This is a genomic window from Streptomyces sp. NBC_01267 (assembly GCF_036241575.1).
GTDB lineage: Bacteria > Actinomycetota > Actinomycetes > Streptomycetales > Streptomycetaceae > Streptomyces.
Map to the genome: position 1 here is coordinate 1,917,783 of NZ_CP108455.1, position 18,830 is coordinate 1,936,612.

At 71.3% G+C, this 18,830-nt stretch carries 15 protein-coding genes; 13 read left to right on the forward strand and 2 right to left on the reverse strand.

Annotation, left to right across the window (positions count from 1 at the left end; genetic code table 11):
- Nucleotides 1-305 precede the first annotated feature (305 nt).
- The 3 genes from OG709_RS08840 (at nucleotide 306) to OG709_RS08850 (ending at nucleotide 2,867) form a co-directional block, all read left to right on the forward strand.
- On the forward strand, nucleotides 306-902 hold the full coding sequence (locus OG709_RS08840; RefSeq protein ID WP_266643515.1) for a DUF3043 domain-containing protein: 597 nt from the start codon (nucleotides 306-308) through the stop codon (nucleotides 900-902).
- Between the two features lie 86 nt (nucleotides 903-988).
- Nucleotides 989-1,696 carry a class I SAM-dependent methyltransferase gene (locus tag OG709_RS08845; RefSeq protein ID WP_250304570.1) on the forward strand — a complete coding sequence of 236 codons (708 nt, stop codon included), beginning with the start codon at nucleotides 989-991 and terminating at the stop codon, nucleotides 1,694-1,696.
- Between the two features lie 76 nt (nucleotides 1,697-1,772).
- The gene (locus OG709_RS08850; protein ID WP_326695041.1) at nucleotides 1,773-2,867 is read left to right on the forward strand and encodes a S1C family serine protease; all 1,095 of its coding nucleotides are present in this window, start codon (nucleotides 1,773-1,775) and stop codon (nucleotides 2,865-2,867) included.
- A gap of 70 nt (nucleotides 2,868-2,937) precedes the next feature.
- Here OG709_RS08850 and OG709_RS08855 read toward each other — a convergent pair whose 3' ends face one another.
- Nucleotides 2,938-3,177 (reverse strand): hypothetical protein, encoded by a 240-nt coding sequence (locus OG709_RS08855; protein WP_250304567.1) that lies wholly within the window; start codon nucleotides 3,175-3,177, stop codon nucleotides 2,938-2,940.
- 130 nt (nucleotides 3,178-3,307) lie between these two features.
- On the opposite strand from OG709_RS08855, the gene OG709_RS08860 reads away from it, so the two are divergent.
- The 4 genes from OG709_RS08860 to OG709_RS08875 all read left to right on the forward strand — a co-directional run bounded on the left by OG709_RS08860 (nucleotide 3,308) and on the right by OG709_RS08875 (nucleotide 8,491).
- The gene (locus OG709_RS08860) at nucleotides 3,308-4,510 is read left to right on the forward strand and encodes a bifunctional adenosylcobinamide kinase/adenosylcobinamide-phosphate guanylyltransferase (RefSeq protein ID WP_329165511.1); all 1,203 of its coding nucleotides are present in this window, start codon (nucleotides 3,308-3,310) and stop codon (nucleotides 4,508-4,510) included.
- Nucleotides 4,511-4,663: 153 nt separating this feature from the next.
- Nucleotides 4,664-5,890: a nicotinate-nucleotide--dimethylbenzimidazole phosphoribosyltransferase gene (cobT, locus tag OG709_RS08865; RefSeq protein ID WP_326695040.1), complete on the forward strand. Its 1,227-nt coding sequence runs from the start codon at nucleotides 4,664-4,666 to the stop codon at nucleotides 5,888-5,890.
- Nucleotides 5,891-5,966: 76 nt separating this feature from the next.
- On the forward strand, nucleotides 5,967-7,733 hold the full coding sequence (locus OG709_RS08870) for a phosphatidylglycerol lysyltransferase domain-containing protein (RefSeq protein WP_250304561.1): 1,767 nt from the start codon (nucleotides 5,967-5,969) through the stop codon (nucleotides 7,731-7,733).
- Entirely contained in the window at nucleotides 7,697-8,491 is a 795-nt protein-coding gene (locus tag OG709_RS08875; RefSeq protein ID WP_266643510.1) for a hypothetical protein, read from the forward strand. Before OG709_RS08870 ends, OG709_RS08875 begins: the two co-directional genes overlap by 37 nt.
- On the opposite strand, the gene OG709_RS08880 is transcribed toward OG709_RS08875, so the two are convergent.
- Nucleotides 8,386-9,159 (reverse strand): hypothetical protein, encoded by a 774-nt coding sequence (locus OG709_RS08880; protein ID WP_250304558.1) that lies wholly within the window; start codon nucleotides 9,157-9,159, stop codon nucleotides 8,386-8,388. The two genes, OG709_RS08875 and OG709_RS08880, sit on opposite strands and share 106 nt — an antisense overlap.
- 114 nt (nucleotides 9,160-9,273) lie before the next feature.
- Between OG709_RS08880 and OG709_RS08885 the strand changes: the two genes are divergently transcribed.
- The 6 genes from OG709_RS08885 (at nucleotide 9,274) to aceE (ending at nucleotide 18,828) form a co-directional block, all read left to right on the forward strand.
- Nucleotides 9,274-10,038: an adenosylcobinamide-GDP ribazoletransferase gene (locus tag OG709_RS08885; RefSeq protein ID WP_329165515.1), complete on the forward strand. Its 765-nt coding sequence runs from the start codon at nucleotides 9,274-9,276 to the stop codon at nucleotides 10,036-10,038.
- A 141-nt stretch (nucleotides 10,039-10,179) separates the two neighbouring features.
- Entirely contained in the window at nucleotides 10,180-11,691 is a 1,512-nt protein-coding gene (locus tag OG709_RS08890) for a leucyl aminopeptidase (protein ID WP_250304555.1), read from the forward strand.
- Nucleotides 11,692-11,996: 305 nt separating this feature from the next.
- A complete protein-coding gene (gene lpdA / locus OG709_RS08895; protein WP_250304553.1) occupies nucleotides 11,997-13,385 on the forward strand; it encodes a dihydrolipoyl dehydrogenase in 1,389 nt (462 codons plus the stop codon).
- Nucleotides 13,386-13,456: 71 nt separating this feature from the next.
- The gene (sucB, locus tag OG709_RS08900) at nucleotides 13,457-15,211 is read left to right on the forward strand and encodes a 2-oxoglutarate dehydrogenase, E2 component, dihydrolipoamide succinyltransferase (RefSeq protein ID WP_266643505.1); all 1,755 of its coding nucleotides are present in this window, start codon (nucleotides 13,457-13,459) and stop codon (nucleotides 15,209-15,211) included.
- A gap of 123 nt (nucleotides 15,212-15,334) precedes the next feature.
- Nucleotides 15,335-15,958: a GntR family transcriptional regulator gene (locus tag OG709_RS08905; RefSeq protein WP_250304549.1), complete on the forward strand. Its 624-nt coding sequence runs from the start codon at nucleotides 15,335-15,337 to the stop codon at nucleotides 15,956-15,958.
- A gap of 206 nt (nucleotides 15,959-16,164) precedes the next feature.
- Nucleotides 16,165-18,828, forward strand: a complete 2,664-nt coding sequence (gene aceE / locus OG709_RS08910; RefSeq protein WP_250304547.1) for a pyruvate dehydrogenase (acetyl-transferring), homodimeric type — start codon at nucleotides 16,165-16,167, stop codon at nucleotides 18,826-18,828.
- The last annotated feature ends 2 nt before the right edge of the window (nucleotides 18,829-18,830 follow it).

The window sequence follows — 18,830 nt, forward strand, 5'->3', positions numbered from 1 at the left end:
TGAACCCACACTACGGGGCCTACATCCATTACCGCACTGTTCGGGACCGGATGCGCTCCTCCTCCAGGACGACCTGCGCCTGATCCGCTCCGGCGTAGGGAGTAGGTGGTTCCAGGGGAACGTCGGGGAACTACGGAAAAATCCATATGGATCCGGGAGATTTCAGGGGAATTCGAGAGAACTCCCGGGCATCCGGGATTCCCGGGGATCGCAGGAATCCCGGGAATCCCGGAGTGGGCGACCGTTGCCGGATCGTTCCCCCTCGGTTCTGGACCCCCGCACGCCACCCCGTACCCTTGGGTTTTGTGTTCCGAAGCCGCGCCAATGAAGAGAAGGCCCGCACCTCCAAGGTGACGACGGACCTCTCCAAGCAGTCCCGCGACCCGCAGGCCCCCAAAGGTCGCCCCACCCCCAAGCGGAGTGAGGCGCAGTCCCAGCGACGCCGCGCGGTCACTCCGACGACCGACCGCAAGGAGGCTGCCAAGCGCCAGCGTGACGCCCGCCGTGCGGACATGGCCAAGCAGCGGGAAGCCCTCGCCAGTGGCGACGAGCGCTACCTGCCGGCCCGCGACAAGGGCCGCGCCCGCCGCTTCGCCCGGGACTACGTCGACTCCCGCTGGTGCCTGGCCGAGTTCTTCCTGCCGCTCGCCGTGATCATCCTGGTGCTCAGCGTCATCCAGGTACCGGGCATCCAGAGCATCGCGCTGCTCCTCTGGCTCGTGGTGATCGTGCTGATCGTCATCGACTCGATCGGTGTCTGGTTCCGCCTGAAGAAGCAGCTGAACGAGCGCTTCCCGGACGAGCCGAAGCGCGGCGCCGTCGCCTACGGCCTGATGCGTACGCTCCAGATGCGCCGGATGCGTCTGCCGAAGCCGCAGGTCAAGCGCGGAGAACGGCCCTGAGCACGGGAACCTCGGGGTTCGACGGCGCCGCGTCCGCCTGGCTGAAGGGCCTCGGCGGACTGCGTAACACCGTCCGCCAGGAGCTCGTGGCGCGGCAGCTCGACGAGCAGCTGACGGCCCGCTTCCCGGTCGGACAGCGCCTGCGGATCCTCGACGTCGGTACGGGGCAGGGCACCCAGGCCCTGCGGCTGGCCCGTGCCGGGCACACGGTGACCGGCCTGGAGTCGGACCCCGTGATGCTCAAGGTGGCCCGTGACGCGCTGGCCACCGAGCCCGAGGGCATCCGCGAGCGGGTGCGGCTGCTGGACGGCGACGGCCGGGAGACCGGCGCGCACTTCCTCCCGGGCAGCTTCGACGTGGTGCTCTGCCACGGGGTGCTGATGTACGTGCCGGAGCCGGACGGAATGCTGGCGGGCCTGGCCCGGATGCTGGCGCCGGGCGGGCTGCTCTCGCTGCTGGTCCGCAACGCGGACGCACTGGCGATGCGGCCGGGGCTGGCGGCCGACTGGCCCACGGCCCTGGCGGCCTTCGACACCGACACGTACACCAACCGGCTCGGCCTGACGGTGCGCGCCGACCGGCTGGAAGCGCTGACGGCCACGCTGGCGGGGATCGCGGCCCCGCTGCACGCCTGGTACGGCGTGCGGGTCTTCACCGACAACGTGCCCAACGACGCGGAGCTGCCGTCGGCCCAGGAGCTGGACCAGCTGCTGGCCGCGGAGGACCGCGCCGGGCGCACCGAGCCGTACAAGAACGTGGCCGCGCTGCTGCACCTGTGCGGCGTACGGGGCTGACGTCCTCTCCTGACGCCTTCCCCTGATCGGCTCACACCGCAGGCAGACCTGATCCGGCAAAAGCGACACTACGGGCATGGACTCCTCCCGTAACCGTGGCCGTGTACACCGACTGCTGCTGCCCCTGACCGCGGGAATCTGTGCGGTCGCCCTGGTCGGCGGCTGTTCGGGCGCCGGTTCTTCCTCCCCGGCGCCCGGCTCCGGATCCACGCCGTCGGCCCTGCCCGCAGCGTCGTCGTCGAACGGTGGCAGCGGCCTGCAGACCAACTACGAGCAGGTCATCAAGAACGTCCTGCCCTCCGTCGTCCAGATCGTGTCGGGCAACGACCTCGGTTCGGGCATCGTCTACGACGACAAGGGCGACATCGTCACCAACGCCCATGTGGTCGGCAACGCGAAGCAGTTCAAGGTCACCTCGGCCACCGGCGGCACCCAGCTGAGCGCCAAGCTGGTCTCCAGCTACCCCGCGCAGGACCTCGCGGTCATCAAGCTCGACACGGTGCCCTCCCAGCTCAAGCCCGCCTCGTTCGCCCCGTCGTCGAAGGTCGACATGGGTCAGATCGTGCTCGCGATGGGCTCCCCGCTGGGGCTCTCCAGCAGCGTCACGCAGGGCATCGTCTCCGCCACCGGGCGCACCGTCAGCGAGAGCAGCGCGAACGGCGGCACCGGAGCGACCATCGGCAACATGGTGCAGACCTCGGCCGCGATCAACCCCGGCAACAGCGGCGGCGCCCTGGTCAACCTCGACGGCAAGGTCATCGGCATCCCCACCCTGGCGGCGACCGACCCGCAGCTGGGCAACGGCGCGGCGCCCGGCATCGGCTTCGCGATCCCCGCCTCGATGGTCACGAACATCGCCGACCAGATCATCAAGGACGGCAAGGTCACCAACTCCGGCCGGGCCGCCCTGGGCATCACCGGCCGGTCCGTCGTCAACGCCGGATTCCAGCCCGCCGGGGTCGCGGTGGTCGCCGTCACGAAGAACGGCGCCGCGGCGAAGGCCGGGCTGCGTACCGGGGACGTCATCACCCAGCTGGGCACCACCCCGATCGCCTCGTTGCCCGCGCTCTCCGAGGCGCTGGCCTCGTACAAGCCGGGTCAGCAGGTCAAGGTCGGCTACCAGCGCGACAGCGCCAAGAAGACGGTCGAGGTCACGCTGGGCGCGATGTAGGCGCCGGAGCGCACGGTCCGGCACGGGGAGGGGCGGCACCCGGCCGGGTGCCGCCCCTCCCCGTACGCCGTCAGGCCTGGTCGGCCGTGTCCGCCTGCTCCGCGGCTTCCTCGGGGTGCAGGCTCATCGGTCCGTAGATCTCGGTCGTGTCCTCGAAGAGCCGCACCTGGTCGGCGCCGCCCTCGGCGAGCTCCTTCCACGCCTCGCCGATCCAGGACTCCGCGTCGCCCTGCGTGGTGAACTCCTCGGGCACCACCGAGGGCTGTGTCTCCGTACCGTCGGACTTCTCGAACCGCCACGTCCACGCCATGTCCGCCTCCTGGATGCCACGCTGTCTCGGCCCGGCCGTGCGCCCGCGGGGTCGACCCCGGCGGGATCACGGCCTGCTGGCAGCGTAGCCGGGCGCGCACCGGGCGCGGGGGCGCGGGAGGATCGGATACGTGGAACTCACTCTGCTCGGCACCGGTGCCCCCGACGGGCTGCCCCGTCCCGACTGTCCCTGCGCCGCCTGCGCCAGTGCCCGCGGCGACCGGGCGCGTGCCGCGACCGCGCTGCTGCTGGACGGCGTCCTGCTGCTCGACCTCACTCCGGGGGCCGCGCTGGCCGCGGCCCGCGCCGGGCATTCGCTCACCGGGGTGCGCCAGGTGCTGCTCACCCACCCGCACGGCGGGCCTCCGGTGGAACTGCCCGCCGGGCTGCCGTCCGCGGGCCGGGTGGCCGACGGGCGGGTGTTGACGCTGCTCAGCGGCCACCGGGTGCGGGCGGTGCCGATGGACTCCCCCGGCACCGGGTACGAGGTGACGTCACCGGGCGGTGAGCGGCTGCTCTACCTGCCGCTCGGCGCGTCCCCGGCGGGGCTCTCGGAGGACGGTTCCGCTCCGTACGAGATGGTCGTCGCCGATGTCACCGGGCGCCCGGACGCGCTGGCCAGGCTGCGGGCGACGGGGGCCGTCGGGTCCACGACGGATGTGATCGCCGTCCACCTGGGCCACGAGGCGCCGCCGGGCGCCGAGCTGGACCGGCGGCTGGCCGCCGCAGGGGCACGGGCGGTGCCCGACGGGACGACGCTGATCGTCGGCGAGTATCACGCGGTGCCCGATCTGCCGCGCCGCACCCTGGTGCTCGGCGGGGCGCGCTCCGGCAAGTCCGTGGAGGCCGAGCGGCGTCTCGAAGCCTTCCCCGAGGTGGTGTACGTCGCGACGGGCGGCACCCGTGACGGGGACGCCGAGTGGGCGTCCCGGGTCGGGCTGCACCGGGAGCGCAGGCCGGGGTCGTGGCGCACCGAGGAGACCTGCGAGCTGGCGCCGTTGCTGGCGGACGGCGGGCCTCCGCTGCTGATCGACTGTCTGTCGCTGTGGCTGACCGACGCGATGGACCGGGCGGGCGCCTGGGACGACGACCGGTGGGCGGGCGGCGGCGAGGCGGCGCTGCGCGCGCGGGTGGCCGAACTGGTCGCCGCCGTACGGGCCACGGAGCGCGCCGTCGTCGCCGTCAGCAACGAGGTCGGCTCCGGTGTGGTGCCCGCGACCGCGTCCGGCCGGCGGTTCCGCGACGAGCTGGGGCGGCTCAACGCGGCCTTCGCTGCCGAGTGCGAGCACGTGCTGCTGATCGTCGCGGGGCAGGCCGTCGTACTGCGGGGGTGAGAAGCGGCGGGTGAAAGGCCGCGGGTGAGAAGCGGGGGGTGAGAAGCGGGGGGTGAGAAGCCGCGGGTGACAATCCGGCGCACAGTGGAACGTATGACCCTCCGGGCGGTCCATGGACATCTCACCAGGAAAGCTGCCGGTACTGTTCGGCGAATGAGCTCGCTGAATCTCGACGACTTCTCCGATCTGATCGAACGCCCCGACGGCGGCGTACGGCGCGACGCCGAGGAACGCCGGGAGCGGCTGACCGTTCCGCCCGGCGCTCTCGGCCGGCTCGACGAACTGGGTGAGTGGCTCTCCGCGGCGCAGTCCGCGGCGCCGGTCAGGCCCGTCGAGACGGTGCGCGTGGTGCTGTTCGCGGGCGACCACGGGGTGGCCGGGCTGGGTGTGTCGGCCCGGCCCGCCGGGAGTGCGCACCGGCTGGTGCGGGCCGTGCTCGACGGGGAGAGCCCTGTCGCCGTGCTGGCCCGCAGGCTCGGTGTGCCGGTGCGGATCGTCGACGCCGGTCTGGACTGCGATCCCGCACTGCTGCCCGACGAGGTCGTCCGGCACCGGGTGCGCCGCGGGACCGGGCGGATCGACATCGAGGACGCGCTCACCTCGGAGGAGGCCGAGCAGGCGGTCCGTCTGGGGATGGCCATCGCCGACGAGGAGGCCGACTCGGGCACCGATCTGGTCGTCCTGGGCGACCTGAGCGTGGGCGGCACGACGGCAGCGTCCGCGTTGATCGCGGCGCTCTGCGGCACGGACGCCTCGGTGGTCACCGGGCGCGGCGGCGCGGTCATCGACGATCTGGCGTGGATGCGCAAGTGTGCGGCGATCAGGGACGCGCTGCGCCGGGCCCGTCCGGTCCTCGGTGACCAGCTGGAACTGCTCGCCACGGTCGGCGGCGCCGATCTGGCCGCGATGACGGGGTTCCTGCTCCAGTGCGCGGTACGCCGGGTGCCGGTGATCCTCGACGGCGTGGTCTCCGCGGCCTGCGCGCTGGTGGCCCAGCGGGCCGCCTTCCGCGCCCCCGACTCCTGGCTGGCCGGGCAGGTCAGCGGCGAACCGGCCCAGGCGAAGGCGCTGGACCGGATGGCACTCACCCCGCTGCTCGACCACGGGGTGACGGTCGGCGAGGGCACGGGGGCGCTGCTCGCGCTGCCGCTCGTCCAGGCCACGGCGGCGCTGCTGTCCGAACTGCCGGAGCGCACCACCGACGGCACGGCTACCGACGGCGGCGCAGACGAGACGTCCAGCGAGGCGTCGGGCGAGCGAACAACACCGGAAGAGACGGCGGAAAGCGGGACAACGCCGAGTGAAGCTTCGCCGAAATCCCCTGCGGATGACGCGACTTCGGTGGCGGCGGAGACCGCGGTGGGGGACGGTGGGGAGTGAACCCGTGGCCGGCGGCTGACCGTCGGCCACAACACACCCCCGACGTGACGCACGGCGCCCCATATCATCGCGTTTCATGGGAGAAGTCCGCACATCCGCCGGGGTCACACCCCTGACCAGCGTCCGGTCGCGCCGCAGTGCGGCATTCGCCGTCTGGTATCTGCGCGCCGTGTCGTTCATCAACTTCCTGAGTGCCGCCTGGGTCTCCCTGGGCCAGGACCTGCGCCGCCACAACACCGACTTCTACTTCACGCCCTACATGCTGACCGCGGGCTTCGCCTCGGGCGCGTTCACCCTCTTCCTGGCGATCACCATGCGCCGCCGCAAGCGGGCCGCCTGGATCCTCAACCTGGTGATCAGCGGGCTCTTCCTGCTGGTGCTCGGCCTCGCCATGTGTTTCCCGGAGTTCCGCCGGTACCCGCAGAACTGGGTCTCGCTGGTGCTGACGACGGCCTTCGTGGTCTCCCTGCTGATCGGCCGGCGGGAGTACTACGCGAAGGGCGACCGCTCCAACCCCAAGCTCGCCGCGGCCGTCGCCGTCGGCGGGGTGCTGGTCTGCTCGCTGCTGGCCTCGCTGCTGGTGACCGTCACCAACACCGCCCACGACGAGACCCGTTCGACGTTCCTGGGCCGTTGGCGGTACGGCTTCATGCGGCTGGTCTCGCTGGTGCCCGACGACTCGCACATCCAGGGGATCGAGACGCCCAACTGGGTCGACATCGCCATCAACGCGCTCTCCACCCTGCTGCTGCTCGCCGTGCTCTACGCGGCGTTCCGCTCCCGCCGTGCGGTCGACCCGATCACCGCGCAGGACGAGAACCAGCTGCGCGCCCTGCTGGACCGGCAGGGCGAGCGCGACTCGCTCGGCTACTTCGCCCTGCGCCGGGACAAGAGCGTCATCTGGTCACCCACCGGCAAGGCGGCGGTCGCCTACCGGGTGCTCGGCGGGGTCTCGCTCGCCTCCGGGGATCCGATCGGCGATCCGGAGGCGTGGCCGGGCGCGATCGGGAACTGGCTGGCCGAGGCGCGCGAACACGGCTGGCTGCCCGCGGTGATGGGCGCGAGCGAGGAGGCCGGCACGGTATACGCCAGGCACGGCCTGGACGCGCTGGAATTCGGCGACGAGGCGATCGTGGAGATCGCCGAGTTCACCCTGGACGGCCGCGCCATGCGCACCGTGCGCCAGGCGTACAACCGGGTGAAGCGCGCCGGGTACACGGTCCGGATCCGCCGCCACGAGGAGATCCCGGACGCCGAGATGGACGTGCTGGTGCGCCGCGCCGACGACTGGCGCGACGGGACCACCGAGCGCGGGTTCTCGATGGCGCTCGGGCGGCTCGGCGACCCGGCCGACGGACGCTGCGTGATGCTCGAATGCACGGACGGGGAAGGCGAGTTGCGCGCCGTTCTGAGCTTCGTCCCGTGGGGCCCCGCAGGCCTGTCGCTGGATCTGATGCGCCGTGACCGGGATGCCGAGAACGGCCTGATGGAATTCATGATCATCGAACTCCTGCAGCGGGCGAAGGAGATCGGGATCACTCAGGTCTCACTGAACTTCGCGATGTTCAGATCAGTCTTCGAACGTGGCTCGAAGCTCGGGGCTGGCCCCGTGCTGAGGCTGTGGCGCTCGTTCCTCACCTTCTTTTCCCGGTGGTGGCAGATCGAGTCGCTGTACCGCGCCAACGCCAAGTACCGGCCAATTTGGGAGCCACGCTTCATGCTCTTCGAGAAGAGCGCAGACCTGCTGCGCATCGCTGTCGCATCGGCCCGTGCCGAGGGCTTCCTGGAAGCACCGGGGCTGCCCGCATGGCTGCACCGCAAGCCGCTCGGGACCAGACGGTGACCGGGCGCGCCCTGCGTGCGGCGGCCCGCCGCGAATGGGGTCCGCTCTTCACCGTCGTACGGCACGCGCTGGTCACCAGGAAGTGGCGGGCCATCCCCCTGACGCTCGGGGCGGTCGCGCTGACCGCGCTCTTCCAGATCCTGCAGAACCAGTCGTGGGGCCTGGGGCCGGTGAGCGACATAGGGTTCGTCCAGGCGCGCGACCCGCTCTGGCTGGCGCTGCTGCGAACGCCGCTGTCGCTGTTCGTACCGGCGCTGGACCTGCCCGTATGGGGCGCGCTGGCGCAGATCCTGCTGGTCTTCAGCATCGCCGAGATCTGCATCGGGTGGTGGCGGACGCTGGTGATCGCGTACATCACCACGCTGGCCGGCACGCTGTACGCACGCGTCGCCATCTCCCTGGGCCCCCACCACGTGTTCGGCACTCCCGCGTCCGACGCGCTGATCGTCGACACCGGCCCCTCGGCCGCAGTGGTGGGTCTCGCCGTCTATCTCTGCTGGCGGCTGCGGGCCTGGTGGACGGGGGGCGTGGTGATCGTCGGGATGATCCTGGAGCTGGTCGTCAAGGACAACCTGGCGGGCAAGGAGCACATCGCCGCGATCCTGGCGGCACTCGTGATCTGCGCCTTCTCGGCCTGGCGGGACCGGCAGCGTCAGGGGCGCGGCCCCGGGTCACGGCCGGGCAGCTCCGTCCTGTCGGGGGCGCCGCCGATCAGCTCCTCGAACCGGCGCCGGGGCCCGGCCCAGCGTTTGTCGTGACGGTAGGCGCGCCGGGTCGCTCTGGCGCGGGTCCGGTGCCGGGAGCGGTAGAAGCGCTTGGCCCACGGGGAGGTGGGCCGGGCGAGCCGGACCGCGCCGACCAGAGCGACGAAGGGCACCACGGCGCCGATCAGTGCCGTACGGGGTTTGCCCTTGCTCAGCGCGATGAGTGCGAAGCCGAAGTTCACCACGGTGTTCACGGCGAACAGCCCGCGGTCCTGCCGTTCGGCCGGGGAGAGTTCGTTGACCCCGAACGGCAGGAACCCGCCGAGCACCAGGCCCACCAGTGCCACGGTGAGGACCACGATCTCGACGCTCTTGCGGCCCTGTTCGCTCCAGTACACGTCGTTCAGGTGGAGCAGCAGGGCGAACTCGTCGAGGACCAGCCCCGCGCCGCTCCCGAAGATCACCGCACAGACCGCGGCGCCCCATCCCCGGGTGCCGCTGGTGACCGCGCCGAAGCCGCCGATGACCACCAGGACGACGCCGGGGACGACGTGGTGGATGTGCATCCCGCCGGGCGTCACGTTCCGGAACGGGCCGCGGCCCGCCCGGATCAGCCGGGCCACGGTGCGCGCGATCAGGAAGGACAGCACGAACGAGAGCAGAGCGAGCGTCAGCGGGAGCTTGCCCGGTTCCACGATGTTCCGGTCCCACCAGTGACCCATGCCACCTGCTCCCTTTTGTCCGTCCTGGGTAACTTAGCCCGCCCGGCGCACGGGGGGGGCGGCGTCACGGGGTCTGGCACGCACGGAATAGGGGTGGTGGATAACCTGCGCGGCATGGACGGCATACGTTTCGCTTTCGGCACGCTCACGGCCCTTCCGGTCCGGGTGACGCGCTGGGACCGGGCGGCGGCCCGCTCCGGGATGGTCTGCGCCCCGCTGGCCGGGCTGGTCGTGGGGCTGGCCGCCGCCGCGCTCGGCGCTCTTCTGCTGCTGCTCGGCTCGGGCCCGCTGCTCGCCGCCGTGGCGAGTACGGCCGTACCCGCCGTCCTCACCCGCGGTCTGCATCTGGACGGTCTCGCGGACGTCGCCGACGGTCTGGGCAGCGCGAAACCGGCCGAGGACGCGCTGCGCGTCATGAAGCAGTCGGACATCGGCCCGTTCGGGGTGGTGACGCTGGTCCTGGTACTGCTGGCGCAGATCGCCGCGCTGACCCGGCTCTACGGGGACGGCTGGGCGTACGGCACGGCCGCCGCCGTCGTCGCCGCGCTCGCGGCCAGGGTGGCGCTGACGCTGGCCTGCCGCCGGGGCGTCCCCGCGGCACGGCCGGACGGGCTGGGCGCCGCGGTGGCCGGAACGGTGCCCCTGTGCACCGCGCTGGCCGTCGCCGCCGTGGTCACCGCGGCCGGCGCGGGGGCGGGGGCGCTCTTCGGTCCGTACGGCGCGCTGCGCCACGCGCTGGCCGTGATTCTCGCGCTCGGTGCGGCCCAACTCATGCTGCGGCACTGCGTGAAGCGCTTCGGCGGGGTGACCGGCGACGTGTTCGGCGCGCTGGCCGAGACGGCGGCGACCGCGGCCCTCGTGGTGCTGACGTTCGGCTGAGACCGGTCGGGCCCGGCACACCGATCCTGGCCGAAGGCGCAGCCCGCGTGGGCGATTTCCGTCACCGAGCGTAGGCTCTCGGGCGGAGCGGCCCCATCCATCGGCCACCGACAAACTCAACGGAAGCGAGATTTCACCACCGTGACTGCTCTCACTCTCAGCACGGCCGGCGCCGCGACGCTGCGCGCCGATGTCGTCGTCGTAGGCGTGGCGAAGGGCGCCAAGGGCCCCGTGGTCGCACCCGGCGCCGAAGCCGTGGACAAGGCGTTCGACGGAAAGCTCGCCGCCGTTCTGGAGACTCTCGGCGCCACCGGCGGCGAGGGCGAGGCGACCAAGGTCCCCGCGCCCGCCGGTCTCAAGGCCCCGCTCGTCCTGGCCGTCGGCCTCGGTGCCGTCCCCGGCAAGGACGAGGAGTACGACGAGGAGGCGCTGCGCCGCGCCGCCGGTGTCGCGGCCCGTACGCTGGTCGGCGCCAAGAAGGCCGCGTTCGCGCTGCCCGTCGGATCCGCCGAGGACGTCCAGGCGATCGGCGAGGGCGCGCTGCTCGGCTCGTACGCCTTCACCGCCTTCCAGTCCGTCGGCAAGGACGACAAGGGCCCGCTCGGCGAGGTCGCCCTGCTCGGTGCCAAGCCGCGCGACAAGGCGCACAAGGCCGCCGCCGAGCGCGCCGTGGCCGTGGCCGAGGAGATCAACCGCGCCCGCGACCTGGTCAACACCCCGCCGAACGAGCTGAACCCGGCCGCCTTCGCCGCTGTCGCCACCGCGGCCGGCAAGGAGCACGGCATCAAGGTGCAGGTGCTCGACGAGAAGGCGCTCGCCAAGGGCGGCTTCGGCGGCATCCTCGGCGTCGGCGTCGGCTCGGAGGCCCCGCCGCGGCTGGTGAAGCTCTCGTACACGCACGCCAAGGCGGAGAAGTCGCTTGCCTTCGTCGGCAAGGGCATCACCTACGACTCGGGCGGCATCTCCCTCAAGCCGGCCGGTCACAACGAGACGATGAAGTGCGACATGGCCGGCGCCGCCGCCGTGTTCGCCGCCGTCGTCACCGCCGCGCGGCTCGGCCTCCAGGTCAACGTGACCGGCTGGCTGGCGCTCGCCGAGAACATGCCGTCGGGCTCCGCCACCCGCCCGGGTGACGTCCTGAACATGTACAGCGGCAAGACCGTCGAGGTCCTCAACACCGACGCCGAGGGCCGTCTCGTCCTGGCCGACGCCCTGGCGAAGGCCTCCGAGGAGGCCCCGGACGCGATCGTCGACGTGGCGACCCTGACCGGCGCGATGATGATGGCGCTGGGCAACCGCACCTTCGGCATCATGTCCAACGACGACGCCTTCCGCACCGAGCTGCACGAGATCTCGGAGGAGGTCGGCGAGCCGTCCTGGCCCATGCCGCTCCCCGCGCACCTGCGCAAGGCCATGGACTCCCCCACCGCCGACATCGCCAACATGGGCGAGCGGATGGGCGGCGGCCTGGTCGCCGGTCTGTTCCTCAAGGAGTTCGTGGGCGAGGGCATCACCTGGGCCCACCTCGACATCGCGGGCCCGGCGTTCAACGAGGCCGCTCCGTTCGGCTACACGCCCAAGGGCGGCACCGGCTCGGCGATCCGCACCCTGGTGCGCCTCGCGGAGCGCACCGCCGAGGGCGACCTCGGCTGAGCCGCACCACGCTTCATCCCGTACGGCCCCGGGCTCACCGCCCGGGGCCGTACGGCTTTGCTCTGTCCTTGCCGGTGTTCGCCCTGAACGAAATCCGTACGTGCGTACGCCCGGGTGAGGCGCCCGGACGGCGGATGGGACGTACCGCACTCCGGCCCGGCGTCCCGTCGGCCGCCGACAAGTGCGAAGATGGGTTCTCGGCAGGACAGGGCCCCCACCACAGGGCCGAATAAAAGCGGCCGTACACCCGCCGCCGCCCGGTCAGGGAAGACCGGCACCGGCGCACCATGCATGGAGGACGTGACGTGGCGAACGACGCCAGCACCGTTTTCGACCTAGTGATTCTCGGCGGCGGTAGCGGCGGTTACGCCGCGGCGCTGCGCGGAGCGCAGCTGGGTCTGGACGTCGCCCTGATCGAGAAGAACAAGCTCGGCGGCACCTGCCTGCACAACGGCTGCATCCCCACGAAGGCCCTGCTGCACGCCGGCGAGATCGCCGACCAGGCGCGTGAGAGCGAGCAGTTCGGTGTCAAGGCCACTTTCGAGGGCATCGACATCGCAGGGGTCCACAAGTACAAGGACGATGTGATCGCGGGCCTCTACAAGGGTCTGCAGGGTCTGGTCGCCTCGCGCAAGGTGACCTACATCGAGGGTGAGGGGCGTCTCTCCTCCCCGACCTCCGTCGACGTCGACGGCCGCCGCATCCAGGGCCGTCACGTTCTCCTCGCCACCGGCTCCGTACCGAAGTCGCTGCCCGGCCTGGAGATCGACGGCAACCGCATCATCTCCTCGGACCACGCGCTGGTGCTGGACCGGGTCCCGGAGTCGGCCATCATCCTGGGCGGCGGCGTCATCGGCGTCGAGTTCGCCTCGGCGTGGAAGTCCTTCGGCACCGACGTGACCATCGTCGAGGGCCTGAAGCACCTCGTGCCGGTCGAGGACGAGAACAGCTCGAAGCTCCTGGAGCGCGCGTTCCGCAAGCGCGGCATCAAGTTCAACCTGGGCACCTTCTTCCAGAAGGCCGAGTACACCGGGAACGGCGTCAAGGTCACCCTGGCGGACGGCAAGGAGTTCGAGGCCGAGGTGCTGCTCGTGGCCATCGGCCGCGGACCGGTCTCGCAGGGCCTCGGTTACGAGGAGCAGGGCGTCGCGATGGACCGCGGCTACGTCCTGGTCGACGAGTACATGCGCACCAACGTCGAGACCATCTCGGCCGTCGGTGACCTGGCCCCGACCCTCCAGCTCGCGCACGTCGGCTTCGCCGAGGGCATCCTGGTGGCCGAGCGGCTGGCCGGTCTGAAGACCGTGCCGATCGACTACGACGGTGTGCCGAAGGTGACGTACTGCCACCCCGAGGTCGCGTCCGTGGGCCTGTCCGAGGCCAAGGCCAAGGAGATCTACGGCGCCGACAAGGTCGTCGCGCTGAAGTACAACCTGGCCGGCAACGGCAGGAGCAAGATCCTCAAGACGTCGGGCGAGGTCAAGCTCGTCCAGGTCAAGGACGGTGCCGTCGTCGGCGTCCACATGGTCGGTGACCGTATGGGCGAGCAGGTCGGCGAAGCCCAGCTGATCTACAACTGGGAGGCTCTCCCCGCCGAGGTCGCGCAGCTCATCCACGCGCACCCGACGCAGAGCGAGGCGCTCGGCGAGGCCCACCTGGCGCTCGCGGGCAAGCCGCTGCACTCCCACGACTAGTAGCCAGTAGGGGCGCAAGCCCCAGGGCCGCGACGACCATTCCGCATTTTCCGATAGGAGCAACTGAAACCATGTCGGTTTCCGTAACCCTGCCGGCGCTCGGCGAGAGCGTCACCGAGGGCACCGTCACCCGCTGGCTCAAGGCCGAGGGCGAGCGCGTCGAGGCCGACGAGCCGCTGCTGGAGGTCTCGACCGACAAGGTCGACACCGAGATCCCCTCGCCGGTCGCCGGTGTTCTGGCCGCCATCAAGGTCGCTGAGGACGAGACCGTCGAGGTCGGCGCCGAGCTCGCCGTCATCGACGACGGCACGGGCGCGCCCGTTGCCGCCCCGGCCCCGGCCGCCGCTGCGGCTCCGGCCGCTGTCCCCGCCCCCATCGCCGAGGTTCCGGCCCCGGTCGCCGAGGCTCCGGCCACGGCTCCGGCGCCCCCCGCCGGTGCCGCCGAGGGCACCGACGTCGTCCTTCCCGCGCTCGGTGAGAGCGTCACCGAGGGCACCGTCACCCGCTGGCTCAAGGAAGTCGGCGACGACGTCGCCGAGGACGAGCCGCTGCTGGAGGTCTCGACCGACAAGGTCGACACCGAGATCCCCTCGCCCGTCGCCGGCACCCTGCTGGAGATCCTGGTCGCCGAGGACGAGACCGCCGAGGTCGGCGCCCGGCTCGCCGTGGTCGGCGCGAAGGGTGCGGCCCCGGCCGCCGCCCCCGCTGCCGCTCCGGCCCCGGTCGCTGCTCCGGCGCCCGCCCCCGCCGCTCCGGCTCCGGCTCCGGCCCCCGCGCCCGTCCAGCAGGCCCCGGCTCCGGCCGCGCCCGCTGCCCCGGCCGCTCCGGCGCCCGCCCCGGCTCCGGTCGCCGCTCCGGCCCCCGTCACCCCGGCCCCGGCTCCTGCCGTGACCACCGGTGACGACGGTGCGTACGTGACCCCCCTGGTGCGCAAGCTCGCCGGCGAGAGCGGCGTGGACCTGGGCTCGGTCAAGGGCACCGGCGTCGGTGGCCGTATCCGCAAGCAGGACGTCATCAGCGCCGCGGAGGCCGCCAAGGCCGCCGCGCCCGCACCGACCGCCGCCGCTCCGGCCGCCGCCAAGGCGCCGAAGCTGGAGGTCTCGCCGCTGCGCGGCCAGACCGTCAAGATGACCCGGATGCGCAAGGTCATCGGCGAGAACATGATGAAGGCCCTGCACACGCAGGCGCAGCTCACCTCGGTCGTCGAGGTGGACATCACCAAGCTGATGAAGCTGCGCAACCAGGCCAAGGAAGGCTTCGCCGCCCGTGAGGGCGTCAAGCTGTCCCCGATGCCGTTCTTCGTCAAGGCCGCCGCCCAGGCGCTGAAGGCCCACCCGGTCGTCAACGCCCGGATCAACGACGACGAGGGCACGATCACCTACTTCGACACCGAGAACATCGGTATCGCGGTGGACTCCGAGAAGGGTCTGATGACCCCGGTCATCAAGGACGCGGGCGACCTCAACCTCGCCGGTATCTCCAAGAAGACCGCGGAGCTGGCGGGCAAGGTCCGTTCCAGCAAGATCAGCCCGGACGAGCTGTCCGGTGCGACCTTCACGATCAGCAACACCGGTTCGCGCGGTGCGCTGTTCGACACCGTCATCGTCCCGCCGAACCAGGCAGCCATCCTGGGCATCGGCGCGACCGTCAAGCGTCCGGCCGTCATCGAGACCGCCGAGGGCACCGTCATCGGCGTCCGCGACATGACGTACCTGGCCCTCTCCTACGACCACCGCCTGGTGGACGGCGCCGACGCGGCCCGTTACCTGACGACGGTCAAGGCGATCCTGGAGGCCGGCGAGTTCGAGGTCGAGCTCGGCCTGTAACCAGCCTCACCTGTGGCGCCCCCGTCCGGATCACTTCCGGGCGGGGGCGCCGCCGTATTGTCATGGGGGGCTTGGTCCGTGTGGCCGGCCCACCCCGACCAATACGGTCCGAAGGAGCACACATTGACGCCGCCCGTCATCCACTCCCTGCGCGAACAGATTCGCGAGCACATCGTGGAGGGGATCGTCAGCGGGCGTTGGAAGCCCGGCGAACGGATCGTGGAGCGGCGGATCGCGGTCGAGCTGGAGGTCAGCCAGACGCCCGTACGGGAGGCGCTGCGCGAGCTGGAGACGCTGCGGCTCATCGAGTCGGCCCCCAACAAGGGCGTGCGCGTACGGAATTTGACCGCGGCCGACCTGGAGGAGAGCTATCCGGTCCGGGCCGGTCTGGAACAGATCGCGGCCGAGCTGGCCGTCGACCGGCTGGCCGCCGACGTGTCCGCCCTGGAGCCGTCGGTCGCCGCGCTGTACCTGGCCGACCGTACGGGCGACAGCGCAGCCCAGGTCAGGCACACGGTGGCCTTCCACCGGGAGCTGGTGCGGGCGGCCGGGAACGGCGTCCTGCTGCACACCTGGGAGTCGCTGGGCATCGAGGTGTTCACGGCGCTGTCGATCCGCTGGCTGGGGACCGTGCAGAAGTCGTACGCGGAGGAGCACGAGGCCCTGGTCGAGGCGTTCCGGCGACGGGATCCGCAGATCGGCCCGCTGGTGAAGGACCATGTGCTCGGATGTGCGCCGAGAGCCTAGTCGGAGCGGGTTTTTGCGGCACCGCGTGCCCCAGTTCGTGACACCCCATGCCGACTTTTTACTTTACGGAAAGATTTTCCCTTCAACCCTTTGATCGATCATCGATCAGCGACTTAGAGTCTCCGGAGGGCTTCACCCAGCCCGTCGCCCTGTCCTGCCAGACCGGGCCCTTCTACACCCCCTGTTCTGTCCGGAAGGCGGCGATCATGACCGACCCCGTAGGCAAGCTTCCGAGCGAGCTGGACCAGCTCCCGGACCGCGACCCCGAGGAGACCGCTGAATGGGCGGCCTCCCTCGATGCCGTCACCAAGGCCGCCGGCCCCCACCGTGCCGCATATCTGATGCGCCGCACGCTGCAGCGGGCCGACGGTGCAGGTCTCGCACTGCCCAAGCTGCTTGAGACCGACTACGTCAACACCATTCCCACCTCCGCCGAGCCCGCCTTCGACGGCGACCTGGCGATGGAGAGCCGGATCACCGCCTGGAACCGCTGGAACGCGGCGGCGATGGTCACCCGTGGCTCCCGCTTCGGCGTCGGCGGCCACATCGCCACCTTCGCCTCGGCCGCCTGGCTGTACGAGACCGGCTTCAACCACTTCTTCCACGGCAAGGAGGGCGGCTCCGGCGACCAGCTCTACATCCAGGGCCACGCGTCGCCCGGCATATACGCCCGCGCCTTCCTCGACGGACGGCTGAGCGAGCAGCAGCTCGACAACTTCCGCCAGGAGGCCGGCGGCGACGGTCTGCCGTCCTACCCGCACCCGCGCCGGCTGCCCTGGCTCTGGGAGTTCCCCACCGTCTCGATGGGCCTGGGCCCGATCTCCTCGATCTACCAGGCGCGCTTCAACCGCTACCTGTCCGGTCGCGGCATCAAGGACACCTCGGACTCGCACGTCTGGGCGTTCCTGGGCGACGGCGAGATGGACGAGCCCGAGTCGACGACCGCGCTCACCCTGGCGGCGCGTGAGGGTCTCGACAACCTGACCTTCGTCATCAACTGCAACCTGCAGCGCCTCGACGGCCCGGTCCGCGCCAACTTCCGTGTCGTGCAGGAGCTGGAAGCCCTGTTCCGCGGGGCCGGCTGGAACGTCGTCAAGACGCTCTGGGGTTCCGCCTGGGACGAGCTGTTCCAGCTCGACACCACGGGTGCGCTGATCCGCCGCCTGCGCGAGGTGCCGGACGCGCAGTTCCAGACGTACGCGACGCGCGACGTGGCCTACATCCGCCAGCACTTCTTCGGCGCCGAGCCCGCGCTCGCCGAGCTGGCGAAGCTGCTCACCGACGCGAAGATCGCCGAGTGTTTCCACACCTCGCGCGGCGGCCACGAGGCCCGCAAGGTGTATGCGGCGTACAAGGCGGCCCTGGAGTTCAAGGGCGCGCCGACCGTGATCCTCGCGCAGACCGTGAAGGGCTACACGCTCGGCGAGGGCTTCGAGTCCCGCAACGCCAACCACCAGATGAAGAAGCTGGACGGCAAGCAGTTCCGCGCGATGCGGGACCTGCTGGAGCTGCCGATCCCGGACTCGAAGCTGGACGAGAGCCTGGTGCCTTACGGCCACCCGGGCGCCGACTCCCCCGAGGTCCGTTACCTCCAGGAGCGCCGTGCCGAGCTGGGCGGCCCCGCCCCGGCCCGCCGGGTGCACCAGGTGGTCCTGCCGGAGCCCGAGGAGCGTGCCTTCAAGGCCCTCATCAAGGGTTCGGGCCAGCAGGAGATGGCCACCACCATGGCCTTCGTCCGGCTGATGAAGGACCTGATGCGGGACAAGCAGACCGGCAAGCGCTGGGTGCCGATCGTTCCCGACGAGGCCCGTACGTTCGGCATGGAGTCGCTGTTCCCGTCGGCGGGCATCTACTCGCCGCTCGGCCAGACCTACGACGCGGTCGACCGCGACCAGCTGATGTACTACAAGGAAGCCTCCGACGGCCAGATCCTCAACGAGGGGATCACCGAGGCCGGCGCCATGGCCGACTTCGTCGCCGCCGCCACGTCGTACGCGACGCACGGCGAGCCGATGATCCCCTTCTACATCTTCTACTCGATGTTCGGCTGGCAGCGCACCGCGGACCAGATGTGGCAGCTCGCCGACCAGCTCGGCCGGGGCTTCATCGTCGGCGCCACCGCGGGCCGCACCACCCTGACCGGTGAGGGGCTCCAGCACGCGGACGGCCACTCGCACCTGATCGCCTCGACCAACCCGGCGTCGCTCAACTACGACCCGGCGTTCGCGTTCGAGATCGCGGTGATCGTCAAGGACGGTCTGCGCCGGATGTACGGCCCGGACGCGGAGAACGTCTTCTACTACCTGACGGTCTACAACGAGCCGAAGCAGCAGCCCGCGATGCCCGAGGGCGTCGAGGAGGGCATCCGCCGCGGCCTGTACCGCTTCAAGGAGGGCACGGCAGCCGCGGGCGCCCCGCGCATGCAGCTGCTCGCCTCCGGTACGGCGATCCACTGGGCGCTGGAGGCGCAGGAACTGCTCGCCGCCGACTGGGGTGTCACGGCCGATGTCTGGTCCGCGACCTCCTGGGGCGAGCTGCGCCGGGACGCGCTGGCAGCCGACGAGGCGCTGCTCCGCGGCGAGCAGCGCACGCCGTACGTCACCCAGGCCCTGTCCGGTGCCCCGGGTCCGGTGCTCGCGGTGAGCGACTGGATGCGGCAGGTTCCCGACCAGATCAGCCAGTGGGTCGAGCAGGACTGGATGTCGCTCGGCACGGACGGCTTCGGCCTGTCGGACACCCGTGAGGCGGCCCGCCGCCACTTCGGTGTCGACGCGCAGTCGATCGTGGTCGCGGCGCTGGCCTCGCTGGCCAAGCGCGGCGAGGTCCCGGTCTCGGCCGTGAAGGAAGCCCGCGAGCGCTACGGCGTGTGACG